We start from the raw sequence: 15,434 nt of genomic DNA, 5'->3' as shown, positions 1-15,434 counted from the left end.
CGCCAGCCTAGGCCACCGGCGTCTCGTCCGGGAGGTCTCGCCTGCTGCGGCGCGTGATGAGATCGATGAGCAGACCGAGACCGATCGCCACCGCGACCGACACGGGGACCGCCACGATCGGTCCGCCGGGGAGGACTGCGGCGACGGCTGCGCCGACCGAGGCCTGGTAGGCGGCCCATCCGAGTGCTGCCACGGTGACCAGGGCGAGGTAGCGCGGAGGATGCACGCGAGAAGCTCCGGCCACGAGGTTGATCGCGAGACGGGCGAACGGAACGAACCGTGCGGTGAAGAGAACCGTGGCCATCCCGCCGTCCAGTCTGCGGCGGGCCCAGTCGAGCGCCCGTCGGACGCGCGGCGCGCGCATCCAGCCCCAGCGTTCGGTTCCGACGAAGCGCCCGATCAGGTAGCACGCGATGTCGCCGAGTGCCGCCGCAGCTGCGGCGCAGACGATGACGGCCCAGAGCGGGGGAGCGCCCGTCGAGACGGATGCCGCGCCCAGAGCCGTCACCGCGACCTCTCCGGGGATCACCACCAGGAAAGCGTCACCGAACACGAGGAGGCACATGACCGCGAGCGCCCAGGGGCCGGCGAGGACATCGGCGAGGAGATCGGTGGGCACGTCCTCAACGGTGCCCTCCGGCGGTGAACGGCAACTGAAATCCGGATAGCCGGTGACGGGCTTTCGTGCATCCGGTGAACATCTGGTGCGCGCCCCGCGAATCGGCCTCGACCGTCGATCGCTGCCTCCATCCTGGGGGTGTGAGAGTCGCGATCGTGACAGAGTCCTTCCTTCCGCACATGAACGGTGTGACCGGATCCGTCCTGCAGATCCTGCGTCACCTCGAACGACACGGGCACGATGCCCACGTCATCGCCCCCGCCGCGAACGGCATGCCGCAGGACATGCACGGTGCCCCGATCGAGGCGATCCCGAGCCTCGCACTCCCGGGGTACCGCAACGTCCGCGTCGGCACCTCGCCGGCCTCGCGCCTGGCGGTCTCCCTCCGGCGCTTCCGCCCGGACGTCGTGCACCTGGCGTCACCGTTCGCGCTGGGATGGCGGGGCGTGCTCGCCGCAGAACGGCTCGAGGTGGCGTCGGTCGCGGCCTACCAGACCGACGTCGCGGCCTACACCGAGCGCTATCGCGTCGCCGCGACGACGGGGATCGCACAGACGCACATCGCCCGGCTCCATCGGCGCGCGACGCTGACCCTCGCCCCCTCGTCGGAGTCCGCCCGGCAACTCGAGCACCTCGGCGTCGACCGGCTCCGCCGGTGGGGGAGAGGCGTCGACGCGGAACGCTTCCAGCCCGCACGCCGTGATGAGAATCTGCGCGCCCGGTGGGGTGGGGAGGTCGTCATCGGGTACGTGGGCCGCCTCGCCCCGGAGAAGCAGGTCGAGGACCTCGTCGCTCTGCGTTCCCTCCCCGGCGCGCGCCTCGTCATCGTCGGAGACGGACCGAGCAGAGCGCGCCTGCAGGCGATGCTGCCGGATGCCGTCTTCCTCGGTCATCTCGACGGCGATGCGCTCGCCACCGCCGTCGCCTCGTTCGACGTCTTCGTGCATCCCGGGGAGAGCGAGACCTTCGGACAGACGTTGCAGGAAGCGCACGCGAGCGGTGTGCCCGTGGTGGCCACCGGTCGCGGCGGGCCCCTCGACCTCGTCCGGATGGGGATCGACGGATGGCTCTACCGCCCGGGAGACCTCGACGACCTGCGGATGCGGGTGGCCGACCTGGCGGGCGACGCCCGCAAACGCCGGGCGTTCGGTGAAGCCGGCCACGACGCGGTGCAGGAGCGTTCCTGGGACAGCGTGTGCGGACGCCTCCTCGAGCACTTCGACGAGGCCCGCACGTTGAAGCGGGTCGACACCTCGCTCCGCGCTCGCCGCAGCATCCGACCCGAGACGCCCCTGCCCGTCGTCCCCGCACGGTGGCAGAGGTACATCGCCCTCGGCGACTCCCTCACCGAGGGGCTGTGCGATCCCGCCCCCGACGGCGCGCTGCGCGGATGGGCCGACCGCCTCGCCCTCCTGCTGGCCTCGCGGGGAGGGCTCCACTACGCCAATCTCGCCATCCGCTCCAAGCGGGTCGCCGATGTGTGCGGCCCTCAGCTGGACCGCGCCCTGCAACTCCGTCCCGACCTGGTCTCCGTGCTCATCGGTGCCAACGACCTGGTGAAGCACCGCGTCGACATCCCCGCGCTCGCCGCGGAGCTCGAGCGTGCGATCGTGCGTCTGCGGGCGACGGGAGCCACGGTCGTCCTCGTGACGCCGTTCCTGCCGGGTCGGCGTGCGGCGGCGATCTACACGGCCCGGTTCGCGGCGTTCGCCACGGCGCTCGGCGGCATCGCCGCGCGTACGGGCTCGGTGCTGATCGACACCGACCTGCACCCGGCGCTGCGCGAGCGCGAGCACTGGGGGGAGGACCTCGTCCACCTCAGCAGCAGTGGTCACCGCTTCCTGGCGTATCGCGCGGGCGAGATCCTCGGGGTTCCGCACGCCGAGGCCCTCGGCGCCCTCGACGCCTCACTGCACGAGCAGATCGACATCGGTACCGGACTGTGGTGGTCCCGCCATGCCCTGCCCTGGGTGTGGCGGCGGCTGCACGGCCGTGCAGCCGGCGACGGCCGTGTCGCGAAGCACGACGACTACGTCTACCTGGGGCGCTCGACGGCGCAGCGCGGCGTACCGGCGGGGCGGGGGTGAAATCGGGCGTCCCTGGTAGGCTTGGGAAGGCTGACCTGTGTCGGCCGGACAACTTCACATCGACTCATGGAGCGATCGGCGGAGGAGCTGGTCCCCTGTGGTGGGTTCCTCGGCAGACGTCATGTCGGGTGGCTTTCTACTGGTGGCCAGCGCAGGCGACATTCGCGAGAGTGCTCGCGCGCCCTTATCCTGCCGTTCCGCTCCTTCATGAACACGCTCGCGCGTCACACGGATTCGCGAGTCTAAACAAAGAAGGAGAGACCTCTTGGAAGGTCCTGAAATCACCGCCACCGAGGCCGTTCTCGACAACGGCCGCTTCGGCACCCGTACCATCCGCTTCGAGACCGGCCGCCTCGCGCAGCAGGCTCAGGGCGCAGTCGCCGCGTACCTCGACGGCGAGACCATGCTCCTCTCGGCCACCAGCGCCGGCAAGCACCCGCGTGAGGGCTTCGACTTCTTCCCGCTGACGGTCGACGTCGAGGAGCGCTCCTACGCCGCCGGCAAGATCCCCGGCTCGTTCTTCCGTCGCGAGGGTCGTCCCTCCACCGAGGCGATCCTGGTCTGCCGTCTGATCGACCGTCCGCTGCGTCCGTCGTTCGTCGACGGCCTGCGCAACGAGGTCCAGATCGTCATCACCGTCCTCTCGATCGCTCCGGGAGAGTTCTACGACGCTCTCGCGATCAACGCGGCATCCGCGTCGACGCAGATCTCGGGTCTCCCGTTCTCCGGCCCCGTCGCCGGTGTGCGCCTGGCGTTCATCCCCGGCCAGGGCGAGCACGCCGACCAGTGGGTCGCGTTCCCGACGGCCGAGCAGGTCAGTGAGGCCGTGTTCGACCTCATCGTCGCCGGTCGCGTGGTCACCAAGGCCGACGGCACCGAAGACGTCGCGATCATGATGGTCGAGGCCGAGGCGACCGAGGGCAGCTGGAACCTCATCAAGGCGGGCGCCACCAAGCCCGACGAGGCCGTCGTCGCCCAGGGCCTCGAGGCCTCGAAGCCGTTCATCGCGCAGCTCGTCAAGGCTCAGGCCGAGCTCGCCGCCACCGCGTCCAAGGAGCCGGGCGTGTACCCGGTCTTCCCGCCGTACTCGAGCGAGGTCTACGACTTCGTCGCGGGTCGTGCGTACGACGAGCTGGTGAACGTCTACCAGATCGCCGACAAGACCGAGCGCCAGAACGCCGACGACGCGATCAAGGACCGCGTCAAGGCGGAGCTCATCGCGGCGACTGAGGCTGGTGAGCTGCCCGCTGGCGCACCCCTCGAGTTCTCGGGTGCGTACAAGTCGGTCACGAAGAAGATCGTCCGCGGTCGCATCCTCACCGAGAGCGTCCGCATCGACGGTCGCGGCCTGGCCGACATCCGTCCGCTCGACGCCGAGGTGCAGGTCATCCCGCGCGTGCACGGCTCCGCGATCTTCCAGCGCGGCGAGACCCAGATCATGGGCGTCACCACGCTGAACATGCTCAAGATGGAGCAGCAGATCGACTCGCTGTCGCCCACGACGAGCAAGCGCTACATGCACCACTACAACTTCCCGCCCTACTCGACCGGTGAGACCGGCCGCGTGGGTTCGCCGAAGCGTCGCGAGATCGGGCACGGCTTCCTCGCCGAGCGCGCACTCGTGCCGGTGCTGCCGAGCCGCGAGGAGTTCCCCTACGCGATCCGTCAGGTCTCGGAGGCGCTCAGCTCCAACGGTTCGACGTCGATGGGCTCCGTCTGCGCGTCGACCCTCTCGCTGCTGAACGCGGGTGTGCCGCTGCGCGCCCCCGTCGCCGGTATCGCGATGGGTCTCGTCTCCGACGAGGTCGACGGTGAGACCCGCTACGCCGCCCTCACCGACATCCTCGGTGCGGAGGACGCGCTCGGCGACATGGACTTCAAGGTCGCCGGTACCAGCGAGTTCGTCACGGCGATCCAGCTCGACACGAAGCTCGACGGCATCCCGTCGTCGGTGCTCGCGGGCGCGCTGACCCAGGCGCGCGACGCGCGTCTGACGATCCTCAACGTCCTCAACGCCGCGATCGACGCGCCCGACGAGATGGCGCCGACCGCGCCGCGCGTCATCAGCGTCCAGATCCCGGTCGACAAGATCGGCGAGCTGATCGGCCCGAAGGGCAAGACGATCAACGCGATCCAGGACGAGACCGGCGCGCAGATCTCCATCGAGGAGGACGGCACCGTCTACATCGGCGCGACCGACGGCCCCTCGGCCGAGGCCGCCCGCGCTCAGGTCAACGCGATCGCCAACCCGACCAACCCGGAGGTCGGCGAGCAGTTCCTCGGCACCGTCGTGAAGATCGCCACCTTCGGTGCGTTCGTCTCGCTGCTGCCCGGCAAGGACGGCCTGCTGCACGTCACCGAGGTGCGCAAGCTCGCCGGTGGCAAGCGCGTCGAGAACGTCGACGACGTGCTCTCGGTCGGTCAGAAGATCCTCGTGAAGATCACGAAGATCGACGACCGTGGCAAGCTCTCGCTCGAGCCCGTGATCGACGAGGCCCCCGCGGCCGACGCCGCTCCGGCCGAGGAGGCCGCGGCCGAGTAATCGGCTCCGTACGACGAGGCCCGGTGCCTTCCCGCAGGGGAGGGCATCGGGCCTCGTCGTTCTCGTGATCGAACTGTTATGGGAAGTTTGCCCGCCGTTCCGCGGATTGGTCGGCGAGTTCGCCGGTTTCGCATACCCTCGAAGTACGCACCGGGGGGTGCATGAATGCAGGTACGAAGATCGGATCGCACCGATCGACGTGGGGGTGAGAGTATGCGATTGTTCGGCGTAGGCGCAGGCGCCCCGGATGATCGCGCGCTCGCGCAGGGTGCGGAGCATCCTTCCGCCCCGATCCCGATCGTGGGTCCGGGGGTCGGCGAGACCATCCGCGTCCCGCTCGGTGAGACCGGGCTCGAGACATTCCCGCTCATGCTCGGCGCCGCCGAGTTCGGGTGGAACGTCGATCTCGAGACGAGCCACGGCATCCTCGATCGCTACATCGAGTTCGGCGGCAACGCCGTGCACACCGCCGACGGGTTCTCGGGCGGTCGCAGCGAGCACATCATCGGTCAATGGTTGCGGTCCCGCGGGCTGCGCGACGAGGTCGTGCTGAGCGCGCGCATCGGCGCGCACGCAGACAACCCGGGGCTCGGGTCGGTCAACCTCGTGCGCGCGGTCGAGGGGTCGCTGACGCGGTTGGGTACCGAACGCATCGACGTGCTCTACCTCGATGCCACTCTCGACGCCACGACGAATCTCGAAGACACCCTCGCGACCGTGGAGTGGCTGGTCGACGCCGGCAAGGTGGCGGCCGTCGGCGCGTTCGGATTCGCACCGGAGCGTCTGGTCGAGGCGCGCATCCTCGCGTCGGCGGGCTATCCGCGCATCGAGGTCGTCGACGCCCCGTACAACCTGATCCGCCGCCAGTCGTTCGAAGGTGATCTCCGCCTCGTCGCCGGTGCGCAGAACCTCGCCGTGACCCCGTCGCACGCGCTCGAGCACGGATTCCTCTCGGGCCGCCACCGGAACAAGTCCGTCGCCTCCCGCGGAGTGCGGGGCGAGCAGCTGCGGGGCAACCTCAACCGTCGCGGCATCCGCATCCTCCGCGCGCTCGATCAGATCGCGGAGGAGCTGAGCGTGCCGGTCGCCGCTGTCTCGATCGCCTGGTTGCTCGCCCAGAGGTCGATCGTGGCACCGATCGTCAACACCTTCGCCGCCGAGCACGTCGACGAGCTCATGCAGGGGGCGGGCGTCGCCCTGTCGCGCGCGCAGCTCGCCGACCTCGCGCGAGCAGGCACCTGAGCGGCTTCACACGACTGTCATATGCGTGGCATAGGGTGGAGTGAGAGCCCGGCAGATGCTGGCGATGAAGCGAGCGAGTAGTGACGCACTATATCTATCTGGTCAGACACGGTGAACATCAGGATGCCGAGCACGGCCTGGCCGACGGACCCCTTTCCCCGCGTGGACAGCGCCAAGCCGAATTGATCGCCGACCGCCTGGGCGGACTCCCGCTCGATGCCGTCTGGCACTCTCCACTGCTGCGGGCGAACGAGACGGCACGGGCGATCGCGGCCCGCCTGCCCTCCGTCGATCCCAAGCCGACCTCGTTGCTGTTCGACTGCGTCCCGACCGGCATGACCGAGGAGACTCCGGCCGCGTTCGAGCCGTTCTTCGGATCGATCACCGACGCGGAGATCGAGGCCGGCGGCGCGCAGATGTACGACGCCGTCAATGAATTCCTCGTGCGCAAGACCGGCGAGGTGCACGAGGTGCTCATCACCCACAACTTCGTGATCTCGTGGTTCGTGCGCGAAGTGCTCGGGGCACCGGAGTGGCGGTGGATGACGTTGAATCAGGCCCACTGCGGTCTCACCGTCATCGCGCAGAAGCAGGGCCGTCCGTGGACGCTGCTGAACCACAACGACACCGGCCATCTGCCCATGGAGCTCCGCACGGGTATTCCGGACGCGATCCCGGTCTGAGTCGGCGGCGGTTACCGCGCGCCCCCGGCCGTGGCGCGCAGTGCCCGAAATAGACTGGTACCCATGACCACGCAGGTAGCAATCGTCGGCGGGACCGGCAAGCTCGGGGCGATCATCCACGCCGTCATCGACGACCTGGACGGGTTCGAGGTGAGCCGCATCCTGTCCTCGTCGAGCGACCTGTCGGAGCTCGTGGGTGCCGACCTGGTGATCGACGCGTCGACGCCCCAGGTGAGCATCGACGTCGTGCGCTCGGCGGTCGAGCACGGGCAGAACGTACTCGTCGCGACATCGGGCTGGTCGGCCGAGCGCATCGCGCTCGTGCGACCTCTGGTCGAAGCCGCAGGAACCGCCGCGGTGTTCATCCCCAACTTCTCGCTCGGTTCGGTGCTCGGTTCCGCTCTCGCCGCTGCGGCGGCACCGTTCTTCGACTCCGCCGAGATCGTCGAGGCGCATCGCGAGACGAAGATCGATTCGCCCAGCGGCACTGCCGTGCGCACCGCCGAACTCATCGCGGCCGCGCGTTCCGAGCAGGGGCCGGTGAGCGCCCCGCACGCCGATCAGCGGGCCCGAGGTCAGCAGGTCGGCAGCGTCCCGATCCACTCGCTCCGTCGTCCCGGCGTCATCGCGAAGCAGGAGGTGGTGCTCGCGGGCCCCGGCGAGTCGCTGACGTTCACGCACGACACCGTCGAGCCCGCCCTCGCCTATGCCCCCGGCATCCGCCTCGCGGTTCCGTTCGCTCGGGACGCGACGGGAGTCGTCGTCGGTCTCGAGAACATGATCGACATCGGCATCCGCTCATGATCTCCCGCATCGGCGTCGGAGTGATGGCCCTGTGCCTCGCGCTCTACATCGTCGTGGTGGGCTATCGCGCCGTGCTGATGCTCGGCACCGGCGAGCCGATCGCGATCGCGATCGGCGTCGCGCTGCTCGTCATGCCGTTGATCGGCGCCTGGGCGCTGATCCGCGAGATGCAGTTCGGCTTCGCCGCGGACCGGCTCGGGCGCACGCTCGATGCCGAAGGCGGGATGCCGGAGGCGGAGACGGAGCTGACCCCGAGCGGACGCATCGCCCGGGCGGATGCCGACCCGATGATCGAGCGATACACCGCCGCGGCGGAGGCCGCACCGGAGGAGTGGCGCGCGCGATTCCGGCTGGGTGTGGTGCAGGATGCCGCGGGGCGGCGCAAGGACGCCCGCGCGAGCATCCGCGAGGCGATCAGGCTCTCGCGCGGCTGATCGCCGGCGACTCAGGCCAGAGTGGCTTCGAGGGTGATGTCGATGCCCGCGAGCGCCTGAGAGACCGGGCATCCGGACTTCGCCTCTTCGGCGATCTCCTGGAATGCCTCGGGGGAGAGCCCGGGCACCACCGCGTTGACGTTGAGGTGGCTGCCGGTGATGCCGACGCCCGGCTTGAAGGTGACGGATGCGCTCGCGTTCACGCGCTCCGGCGGGGTGCCGTTCTCGCTCAGCGCGTGAGCCAGAGCCATGCTGAAGCACGACGCGTGCGCGGCGGCGATGAGCTCCTCCGGCGTCGTGGTGGTGTCGCTGCCCTCACTGCGTGCCTTCCAATCGATGGGGAAGGTGCCGAGCTTCGACGACGAGAACGCGACGGTGCCGGAGCCCTCCGCCAGTGATCCGGTCCAGGTGGTGGTCGCTTCGCTGGTGACGGGCATGATTCCTCCGGTTCTCGCACTGCGGATGCGCAGCGTCGCGTCGTCGCCAGCCTAGCGAGCGGCGCTCTCCGGGGGAACGTGTCAGGCCGTGCGCGTGCGTCCGAGGAGTCCCGCGCGCTGGAGCAGCAGGTACAGCTGGCAGCCGAGGCACAGGCCGATCGCGGCGTTCAGGAACGCGGCGATGAACGCGGCGGCGGTGGCGATCGGGAGAGCCCAGGGCACACCTGCCAGCTGGAGGACGAGGCCGATGGTCACGACGAACAGACCGACTCCCTGCGCGAAACGCGGCGGACGGGGGTCTTCGAGCTCGGTCGGGGGCGCGAGACGCGGACGGATCGCGCGGCGGAAGAGCACTCCCCACGGGGCGGTCGCGGGGGAGAGGATGCTCCAGAGGAAGAGCAGCGCGATCACCGCGGCGAGAAGGAAGGCGGGATCGAGTGCGCGATCCGAGACCGGTGCATCCGCGATTACCCATTGGCTGCCGGACGTGAACGTCGAGTCGGAGAGAGGCTGGTAGGCGAACCACCCGAAGGTCGCCACGCCCCGAGCCGTCGCGAGTCCGGTGAGTCCGAGAAACGTTGCGATCAGCAGCAGGACGGCCGTGATGGTCGCGGCGAAACGCGGACCGCGGGGATCGATGCCGGCGGGAGAGGACATGGATGCTCCTGACGTCGTCTCAGAGGGAGGCGAGGGCTTCGGTGAGGGCGCGTCGCTGCGGCACGCCGTGGAATCGGGAACGCACGGCGCCGGATTCGTCCACGAGGAACGTGGTCGGCGTCTGGAGCACGTGATAGCGCGAGGAGAGGTCGGGGCGGTGGGTGAGGTCGACCTCGACGTGACGGAGGCCGTCGCCCTCCTCGGCATAGGAGCGCAGCATCCGGCGGACCTGCGGGCAGCGGGCGCACATCTCGGTGCTGAACTGCACGAGCGTGGCTTTCGATCCGAGCTCGGCGGGAACGGCATCCTGTGCATCGAATCGCAGCGCTCCGCCCGCCCTGCGGCGTCCGTCCCGACGCTTCGCGACTGCGCCGATCACGACCGCGAACGCCACGAGCGCGGCGAGGATCGCGAGGGCGACGACGGGAGACATGCATCGAGGCTACGGCGCGGGTGCGGGTGGAGGGGTCGATGTGTCCGACGATGACGGCAGCGAGCGGATGCACCTCCGCCCGTGTCGTGATGCGGGAAGGTATTCTGGCTCTCATGAGCGCAGCCGTCCCGACGCCGTACGAAGACCTCCTCCGCGACGTCCTCGAGAACGGAACGCACAAGTCCGATCGCACCGGTACCGGGACGACGAGCGTGTTCGGACGGCAGATCCGCTTCGACCTGTCGCAGGGTTTCCCGCTGATCACCACCAAGCGTGTGCACTTCAAGTCGATCGCCTACGAGCTGCTGTGGTTCCTGCGCGGCGAGTCGAACGTGCGATGGCTGCAGGAGAACGGCGTGACGATCTGGGACGAGTGGGCGGACGACGCCGGGGAACTCGGTCCCGTCTACGGCGTGCAGTGGCGTTCGTGGCCGACACCGGCGGGGGAGAGCATCGATCAGCTGGCGGAGGTCATCGAGCAGATCCGCCGCTCGCCGGATTCCCGTCGCCTGATCGTGTCGGCCTGGAACCCCGCCGACATCCCCGACATGGCCCTCGCGCCCTGCCACGCGCTCTTCCAGTTCTACGTCGCCGACGGAAAGTTGTCCTGCCAGCTCTACCAGCGCAGTGCCGATATGTTCCTCGGCGTCCCGTTCAACATCGCGTCCTACGCGCTCCTCACCCTGATGATCGCCCAGCAGGTCGGTCTCGAGCCCGGCGACTTCGTGTGGACGGGCGGCGACTGCCACATCTACGACAATCACATCGAGCAGGTCACCGAGCAGCTCACCCGCGACCCGTACCCGTATCCGACGCTGCGCTTCGCGCGCACGCCCGAATCGATCTTCGACTACACGTTCGAGGACTTCGTCGTCGAGGACTACCAGCACCACGCTCCGATCCGCGCGGCGGTCGCGGTATGACCTGGGTCGGCCTGATCTGGGCGGAGGCGGCCGGTGGCGTCATCGGCGCCGAAGGTGGCATGCCGTGGCACGTTCCCGAGGACCTGGCGCACTTCAAGGAGGTCACGCTGGGTGCCCCCGTCGTGATGGGGCGCAAGACGTGGGACTCGCTGCCCGAGCGGTTCCGCCCGCTGGCCGGCCGGGAGAACATCGTCATCACCCGCCAGCAGGACTGGAGCGCCGAAGGGGCACGCCGCGCGGCGACCGTCGCCGAGGCGGTGCGCGGCCAGGACCGGGTCTGGATCATCGGGGGAGCCGAGATCTTCCGGCAGGTGATCGGCGACGCCGATCGGCTCGAGGTCACCGAGCTCGACCTCGACGTCGACGGCGATGCTTACGCGCCCGCGAAGACCGGATGGCGCCTGGTCGACGAGGGGGAGTGGCTCACCTCCCGCACCGGCGTGCGCTACCGCTTCCTCGGATACGAGCGCTGATGCCCACCGCGCTGATCACGGGAGCGAGCGCCGGCCTCGGGGCCGAGTTCGCACGTCAGCTCGCGCGGCGCCGCGCCGACCTCGTGCTGGTCGCGCGGTCGGAGGAGGCCCTGTCGTCGTTCGCGGCCGAGCTGCGCAGCGAGTTCGGTGTCGCCGTCGAGGTGCTTCCGGCCGATCTCGCGATCGAGGAGGGCGTCGAGCGGGTCGAGCAGCGACTCGAGCGCGCGGACGACCCGATCGACCTGCTCGTCAACAACGCCGGGTTCGGCTTGCCCCTGCAGTTCGCCGACAACGACATCGCCGACGAGGTGCGTCACCTGCGGGTGCACGTCGAAGCCTCGATGCGCCTCATGCACGCCGCGCTGCAGACCATGCGCGGTCGGGGAGGGCGCATCATCAACGTGGCCTCGGTGGCCGGATTCATCTCGCGTTCGACCTATTCCGCCTGCAAGGCGTGGCTGATCCAGTTCAGCCGGTGGGCCAACGCCGAATACGCACGGGACGGGGTCAGCGTGACCGCGCTGTGCCCCGGGTTCACCCACACGAGCTTCCACGAGCGGATGGGCCTGGCTCCGGGGCACGAGGGCGTTCCGGCGATCATGTGGCTCGACGCGCGCGACGTGGTGCGCGAGGGACTGCGAGACGCCGCGCGCGGGAAGTCCGTGTCGGTGCCGTCGCTGCGGTACAAGGTGATCGTGGCCGTGGCGGGTCTGCTTCCGCGGTCGGTCACGGCAGGGATAGCTCGGCGCGGACGGGTCTGACGATCCGGCTCAGCGGAATCGTCCCAGGCGGATACCGGCGAGGGCGAGGGCACCGATCGTCTCGCCGTCCCTGATGCGTCCCTCGGCGATCATCGCGAGCGCATCGGCGAACGGCACCCAGGAGACCTGGTCGATGCCCTCCTCGCGCTGACTCTCCGCGGCCGTCGCCGGGTCGGACGCGGTCAGTCCACGGGCCAGGAAGACGTGCTCCGGAGCATCCGCGACGCCGTTGAGCGCGTTCATGATGCCGAGCTCGTGCCATTCGGATGCCGTGAACCCGGTCTCCTCGAGGAGTTCGCGTCGCGCGGCGACGAGCGGATCCTCGCCGTCGCTGCCGCCGGCGGGCACCTCGACGGAGATCCCCGTCGTGTAGCGCTCGAGGGTGACGAGACAGACGCGCTCCTCGTCGTCGAGCGCGACCACGAAGACGGCGGGATGCTGCATCCGCACGACCCCGTAGATGCCGTCGTCCCCGCCGGGGCCGGTGACCTTGTCCTCGCGTACCTCGATCCAGCGGTTGGCGTAGACGGTGTCGGACTCGTGCGTGACCCATGCCATGCCACGAGCCTAGTTCGCGGCCGCGTCCTCGTGAGGTCGGGCCGAGACGATACTCTGGTTGCATGACGCACTCGGGCAACCCTTTCGGACAGGTTCTCGTCGCGCTCGTCACTCCGATGACGGCCGACGGCGAAGTCGACTGGCCCGCCGTCGAGAAGCACATCGATGACGTCATCACCGCCGGTGCTGACGGTGTCGTCGTGACGGGAACGACCGGCGAGACCTCGACCCTGACGGACCCCGAGAAGCTCAAGCTCGTCGAGATCGGCAAGTCCGTCTCGGCCGGTCGCGCCAAGATCATCACTGGGGGCGGGTCGAACGAGACCGCCCACGCGATCGAGCTGTACAAGGCGAGCGAGAAGGCCGGCGCCGACGGCATCATGATCGTCACGCCGTACTACAACAAGCCGACTCAGGCCGGCATCCTCACGCACTTCCGTCTGGTGGCCGATGCCACCGACCTGCCGGTGATCCTGTACGACATCCCCGGGCGCACCGGTGTGCCGATCAAGTACGAGACCATCCTCCGCCTGGCGAAGCACCCGAACATCCTCGCGGTGAAGGACGCCAAGGGCGACTTCTCCGAGGTGAGCCGAGTGCTCAACCAGACCGATCTCATGTACTTCTCGGGTGACGACGCGAACGTACTCCCGCATCTCGCCATCGGCGCGACGGGCCTGATCGGTGTGACCGCGAACATCACCGCGACTCCGTACCGCACGATCGTCGACGCCGTGAACCGGGGCGATCTCGCCACCGCGACCGCCGAGCACAAGCGTCTCGAGCCTCTCGTGCGCGCCGTGATGACCCACGTTCCCGGAACGGTCGCCGCCAAGTACATCCTCCACGGCCTCGGCCGGATCTCCAGCCCGCGCGTGCGTCTTCCGCTCGTCGGGCCGGAAGAGTGGGAGGCCGCACTCATCGAAGACGAGCTCGATCTCGTCGCCGGCGTCCCGGGCGCCGATTTCTCGAACTTCCGCCCCGACCGCAACGCGGCCGCCGGTGGTGCCCTGCCCAAGGTGCACGGCACGACGCGCTGAGTCGCGTCGCCATGAACGAACGGACGCGCCGAGTGTCCGACTGAGGAGACAGCATGTCCATTCCCCTGGCCGAACCGTCCGCTCTCGACGAAGGAACGCTGCGGGTCATCCCGATCGGCGGTCTCGGCGAGATCGGTCGGAACATGACGATGTTCGAGTACGACGGCAAGATCCTGATCGTCGACTGCGGTGTGCTCTTCCCGGAGGAGCACCAGCCCGGCGTCGATCTGATCCTCCCGGACTTCGAACCGATCCGCGACCGCCTCGACGACATCGTCGGCGTCGTGCTCACGCACGGGCACGAAGATCACATCGGCGCGGTTCCGTACCTCCTGCGCCTCAAGGGCGACATCCCTCTGATCGGGTCGGGTCTGACCCTGGCGCTCGTCGAGGCGAAGCTCAAGGAACACCGCATCAAGGCGTTCACGCTGACGGTCAAGGAAGGTCAGCAGGAGAAGGTCGGCCCCTTCGATCTCGAGTTCGTGGCCGTGAACCACTCCATCCCCGATGCTCTGGCCGTCGCCATCCGCACGCCGGCGGGCATGGTGCTCGCCACCGGTGACTTCAAGATGGACCAGCTCCCGCTCGACGGACGCATCACCGATCTCCGCGCGTTCTCGCGTCTGGGGGAGGAGGGAGTCGACCTCTTCCTGGTGGACTCGACCAATGCGGATGTGCCCGGCTTCACCCCGACCGAGCGTTCGATCGGCCCGGTGCTCGACCAGGTGATCGGCAAGGCTCCGCGACGGGTGATCGTGGCGAGCTTCTCGAGCCACGTGCATCGCGTGCAGCAGGTCATCGACGCGGCCCACGCCCATGGGCGGCGCGTGGCGTTCCTCGGCCGCAGCATGGTGCGCAACATGACCATCGCCGAGCAGCTCGGGTACCTGAAGGTGCCGGCCGGTGTGCTCATCGACTTCAAGAAGGCGCGCGACCTCCCCGACGAGCAGATCGTCTACATGTCGACCGGTTCGCAGGGCGAGCCGATGGCGGTGCTCAGCCGCATGGCGAACATGGATCACGCGATCGAGGTCAGCGAAGGCGACACCGTCATCCTCGCCTCGAGCCTCATCCCGGGCAACGAGAACGCCGTCTACCGCGTGATCGACGGCCTCACCAAGCTCGGTGCGAACGTCGTGCACAAGGCGAACGCCCGCGTGCACGTCTCGGGACACGCCGCGGCGGGGGAGCTGCTCTACTGCTACAACATCCTCAAGCCCAAGAACGTGCTGCCGGTGCACGGCGAGTACCGTCACCTCATCGCGAACGCCAAGCTGGCGCAGGACACGGGGATCGCCGAGGAGCGCACGATCATCGCCTCCAACGGCACCGTCATCGACCTGCGCGACGGCGTGGCGTCGGTCGTCGGACAGCTCGACCTCGGCTTCGTGTACGTCGACGGCTCGACGGTCGGCGAGATCACGGATGCCGATCTCAAGGACCGTCGGATCCTGGGCGAGGAGGGCTTCATCTCGGTCATCGTTGTGGTGGATGCCGCGACCGGACGCATCATCTCCGGGCCGGAGATCCACGCGCGCGGTGTCGCCGAGGACGACTCGGTCTTCGACGACGTGACGCCGAAGATCGTCGCTGCGCTCAAGGAGGCCTCCGGCAACGGCGTGCGCGACACCCACGCACTCTCGCAGGTCGTGCGTCGCACGATCGGCCGGTGGGTCAACCAGCGTCTGCGCCGCCGTCCGATGATCGTCCCTCTCGTGATCGAGGCGTGATCAGCGGGATC

General features: G+C 69.0%; 16 protein-coding genes. 11 read left to right on the top strand and 5 right to left on the bottom strand.

The genetic code is table 11. The features are described 5' to 3' along the window. Positions 1–7 precede the first annotated feature (7 nt). A complete protein-coding gene (locus tag ACI2JZ_RS03650; RefSeq protein ID WP_404596533.1) occupies positions 8–619 on the bottom strand; it encodes a DedA family protein in 612 nt (203 codons plus the stop codon). A gap of 155 nt (positions 620–774) precedes the next feature. Here ACI2JZ_RS03650 and ACI2JZ_RS03645 point away from each other — a divergent pair, with 155 nt between their 5' ends. From ACI2JZ_RS03645 to ACI2JZ_RS03620, 6 genes are all read left to right on the top strand, one after another. Beyond that, positions 775–2,706: a GDSL-type esterase/lipase family protein gene (locus ACI2JZ_RS03645; RefSeq protein WP_404596532.1), complete on the top strand. Its 1,932-nt coding sequence runs from the start codon at positions 775–777 to the stop codon at positions 2,704–2,706. Positions 2,707–2,971: 265 nt separating this feature from the next. After that, a complete protein-coding gene (locus tag ACI2JZ_RS03640; RefSeq protein ID WP_247632386.1) occupies positions 2,972–5,248 on the top strand; it encodes a polyribonucleotide nucleotidyltransferase in 2,277 nt (758 codons plus the stop codon). Between the two features lie 213 nt (positions 5,249–5,461). Beyond that, positions 5,462–6,490, top strand: coding sequence for an aldo/keto reductase (locus ACI2JZ_RS03635; protein ID WP_247622717.1), 1,029 nt, complete (start codon positions 5,462–5,464; stop codon positions 6,488–6,490). 80 nt (positions 6,491–6,570) lie between these two features. Then, positions 6,571–7,173 (top strand): histidine phosphatase family protein, encoded by a 603-nt coding sequence (locus ACI2JZ_RS03630; protein ID WP_247622716.1) that lies wholly within the window; start codon positions 6,571–6,573, stop codon positions 7,171–7,173. 63 nt (positions 7,174–7,236) lie between these two features. Then, on the top strand, positions 7,237–7,977 hold the full coding sequence (dapB, locus tag ACI2JZ_RS03625) for a 4-hydroxy-tetrahydrodipicolinate reductase (RefSeq protein WP_247622715.1): 741 nt from the start codon (positions 7,237–7,239) through the stop codon (positions 7,975–7,977). Continuing rightward, positions 7,974–8,411 (top strand): hypothetical protein, encoded by a 438-nt coding sequence (locus ACI2JZ_RS03620; protein ID WP_247622714.1) that lies wholly within the window; start codon positions 7,974–7,976, stop codon positions 8,409–8,411. Before dapB ends, ACI2JZ_RS03620 begins: the two co-directional genes overlap by 4 nt. Positions 8,412–8,422: 11 nt before the next feature. On the opposite strand, the gene ACI2JZ_RS03615 is transcribed toward ACI2JZ_RS03620, so the two are convergent. The 3 genes from ACI2JZ_RS03615 to ACI2JZ_RS03605 form a co-directional block, all read right to left on the bottom strand. Beyond that, positions 8,423–8,848 carry an OsmC family peroxiredoxin gene (locus ACI2JZ_RS03615; RefSeq protein WP_404596531.1) on the bottom strand — a complete coding sequence of 142 codons (426 nt, stop codon included), beginning with the start codon at positions 8,846–8,848 and terminating at the stop codon, positions 8,423–8,425. 81 nt (positions 8,849–8,929) lie between these two features. Further along, positions 8,930–9,505, bottom strand: a complete 576-nt coding sequence (locus ACI2JZ_RS03610) for a DUF4395 domain-containing protein (protein WP_404596530.1) — start codon at positions 9,503–9,505, stop codon at positions 8,930–8,932. Between the two features lie 19 nt (positions 9,506–9,524). Beyond that, positions 9,525–9,938, bottom strand: a complete 414-nt coding sequence (locus ACI2JZ_RS03605; protein ID WP_247622711.1) for a thioredoxin family protein — start codon at positions 9,936–9,938, stop codon at positions 9,525–9,527. A gap of 113 nt (positions 9,939–10,051) precedes the next feature. Between ACI2JZ_RS03605 and ACI2JZ_RS03600 the strand changes: the two genes are divergently transcribed. The 3 genes from ACI2JZ_RS03600 to ACI2JZ_RS03590 are packed head-to-tail and all read left to right on the top strand — an operon-like array spanning position 10,052 to position 12,095. Next, a complete protein-coding gene (locus tag ACI2JZ_RS03600) occupies positions 10,052–10,861 on the top strand; it encodes a thymidylate synthase (RefSeq protein WP_247622710.1) in 810 nt (269 codons plus the stop codon). Then, positions 10,858–11,334, top strand: coding sequence for a dihydrofolate reductase (locus tag ACI2JZ_RS03595; protein WP_247956007.1), 477 nt, complete (start codon positions 10,858–10,860; stop codon positions 11,332–11,334). The genes ACI2JZ_RS03600 and ACI2JZ_RS03595 overlap by 4 nt, the downstream gene beginning before the upstream one ends. Continuing rightward, the gene (locus ACI2JZ_RS03590) at positions 11,334–12,095 is read left to right on the top strand and encodes an SDR family oxidoreductase (protein WP_247632379.1); all 762 of its coding nucleotides are present in this window, start codon (positions 11,334–11,336) and stop codon (positions 12,093–12,095) included. Before ACI2JZ_RS03595 ends, ACI2JZ_RS03590 begins: the two co-directional genes overlap by 1 nt. Before the next feature lie 9 nt (positions 12,096–12,104). Here the strand turns inward: ACI2JZ_RS03590 and ACI2JZ_RS03585 are convergent, their stop codons facing one another. Further along, a complete protein-coding gene (locus tag ACI2JZ_RS03585) occupies positions 12,105–12,653 on the bottom strand; it encodes an NUDIX domain-containing protein (RefSeq protein WP_247622707.1) in 549 nt (182 codons plus the stop codon). A 62-nt stretch (positions 12,654–12,715) separates the two neighbouring features. Between ACI2JZ_RS03585 and dapA the strand changes: the two genes are divergently transcribed. Further along, a complete protein-coding gene (gene dapA / locus ACI2JZ_RS03580; protein WP_247622706.1) occupies positions 12,716–13,693 on the top strand; it encodes a 4-hydroxy-tetrahydrodipicolinate synthase in 978 nt (325 codons plus the stop codon). Positions 13,694–13,746: 53 nt separating this feature from the next. Then, positions 13,747–15,423, top strand: coding sequence for a ribonuclease J (locus tag ACI2JZ_RS03575; protein WP_247622705.1), 1,677 nt, complete (start codon positions 13,747–13,749; stop codon positions 15,421–15,423). The last annotated feature ends 11 nt before the right edge of the window (positions 15,424–15,434 follow it).

Origin of the sequence: Microbacterium sp. NPDC087868 (assembly GCF_044900755.1) — a bacterium.
Lineage (GTDB): Bacteria > Actinomycetota > Actinomycetes > Actinomycetales > Microbacteriaceae > Microbacterium > Microbacterium galbinum.
The sequence above is the reverse complement of the archived record's forward strand: the minus strand, read 5'-3'. Positions and strand labels throughout refer to the sequence as shown.

Excerpts from the sequence above, each read along its gene's own strand:
- ACI2JZ_RS03635 (WP_247622717.1), top strand. The coding sequence starts at position 5,462 with ATGCGATTGTTCGGCGTAGGCGCAGGCGCCCCGGATGATCGCGCGCTC.
- dapB (WP_247622715.1), top strand. The coding sequence starts at position 7,237 with ATGACCACGCAGGTAGCAATCGTCGGCGGGACCGGCAAGCTCGGGGCG.
- ACI2JZ_RS03620 (WP_247622714.1), top strand. The coding sequence starts at position 7,974 with ATGATCTCCCGCATCGGCGTCGGAGTGATGGCCCTGTGCCTCGCGCTC.
- ACI2JZ_RS03615 (WP_404596531.1), bottom strand. The coding sequence starts at position 8,848 with ATGCCCGTCACCAGCGAAGCGACCACCACCTGGACCGGATCACTGGCG.
- ACI2JZ_RS03610 (WP_404596530.1), bottom strand. The coding sequence starts at position 9,505 with ATGTCCTCTCCCGCCGGCATCGATCCCCGCGGTCCGCGTTTCGCCGCG.
- ACI2JZ_RS03605 (WP_247622711.1), bottom strand. The coding sequence starts at position 9,938 with ATGTCTCCCGTCGTCGCCCTCGCGATCCTCGCCGCGCTCGTGGCGTTC.
- ACI2JZ_RS03600 (WP_247622710.1), top strand. The coding sequence starts at position 10,052 with ATGAGCGCAGCCGTCCCGACGCCGTACGAAGACCTCCTCCGCGACGTC.
- ACI2JZ_RS03595 (WP_247956007.1), top strand. The coding sequence starts at position 10,858 with ATGACCTGGGTCGGCCTGATCTGGGCGGAGGCGGCCGGTGGCGTCATC.
- ACI2JZ_RS03590 (WP_247632379.1), top strand. The coding sequence starts at position 11,334 with ATGCCCACCGCGCTGATCACGGGAGCGAGCGCCGGCCTCGGGGCCGAG.
- ACI2JZ_RS03585 (WP_247622707.1), bottom strand. The coding sequence starts at position 12,653 with ATGGCATGGGTCACGCACGAGTCCGACACCGTCTACGCCAACCGCTGG.
- dapA (WP_247622706.1), top strand. The coding sequence starts at position 12,716 with ATGACGCACTCGGGCAACCCTTTCGGACAGGTTCTCGTCGCGCTCGTC.
- ACI2JZ_RS03575 (WP_247622705.1), top strand. The coding sequence starts at position 13,747 with ATGTCCATTCCCCTGGCCGAACCGTCCGCTCTCGACGAAGGAACGCTG.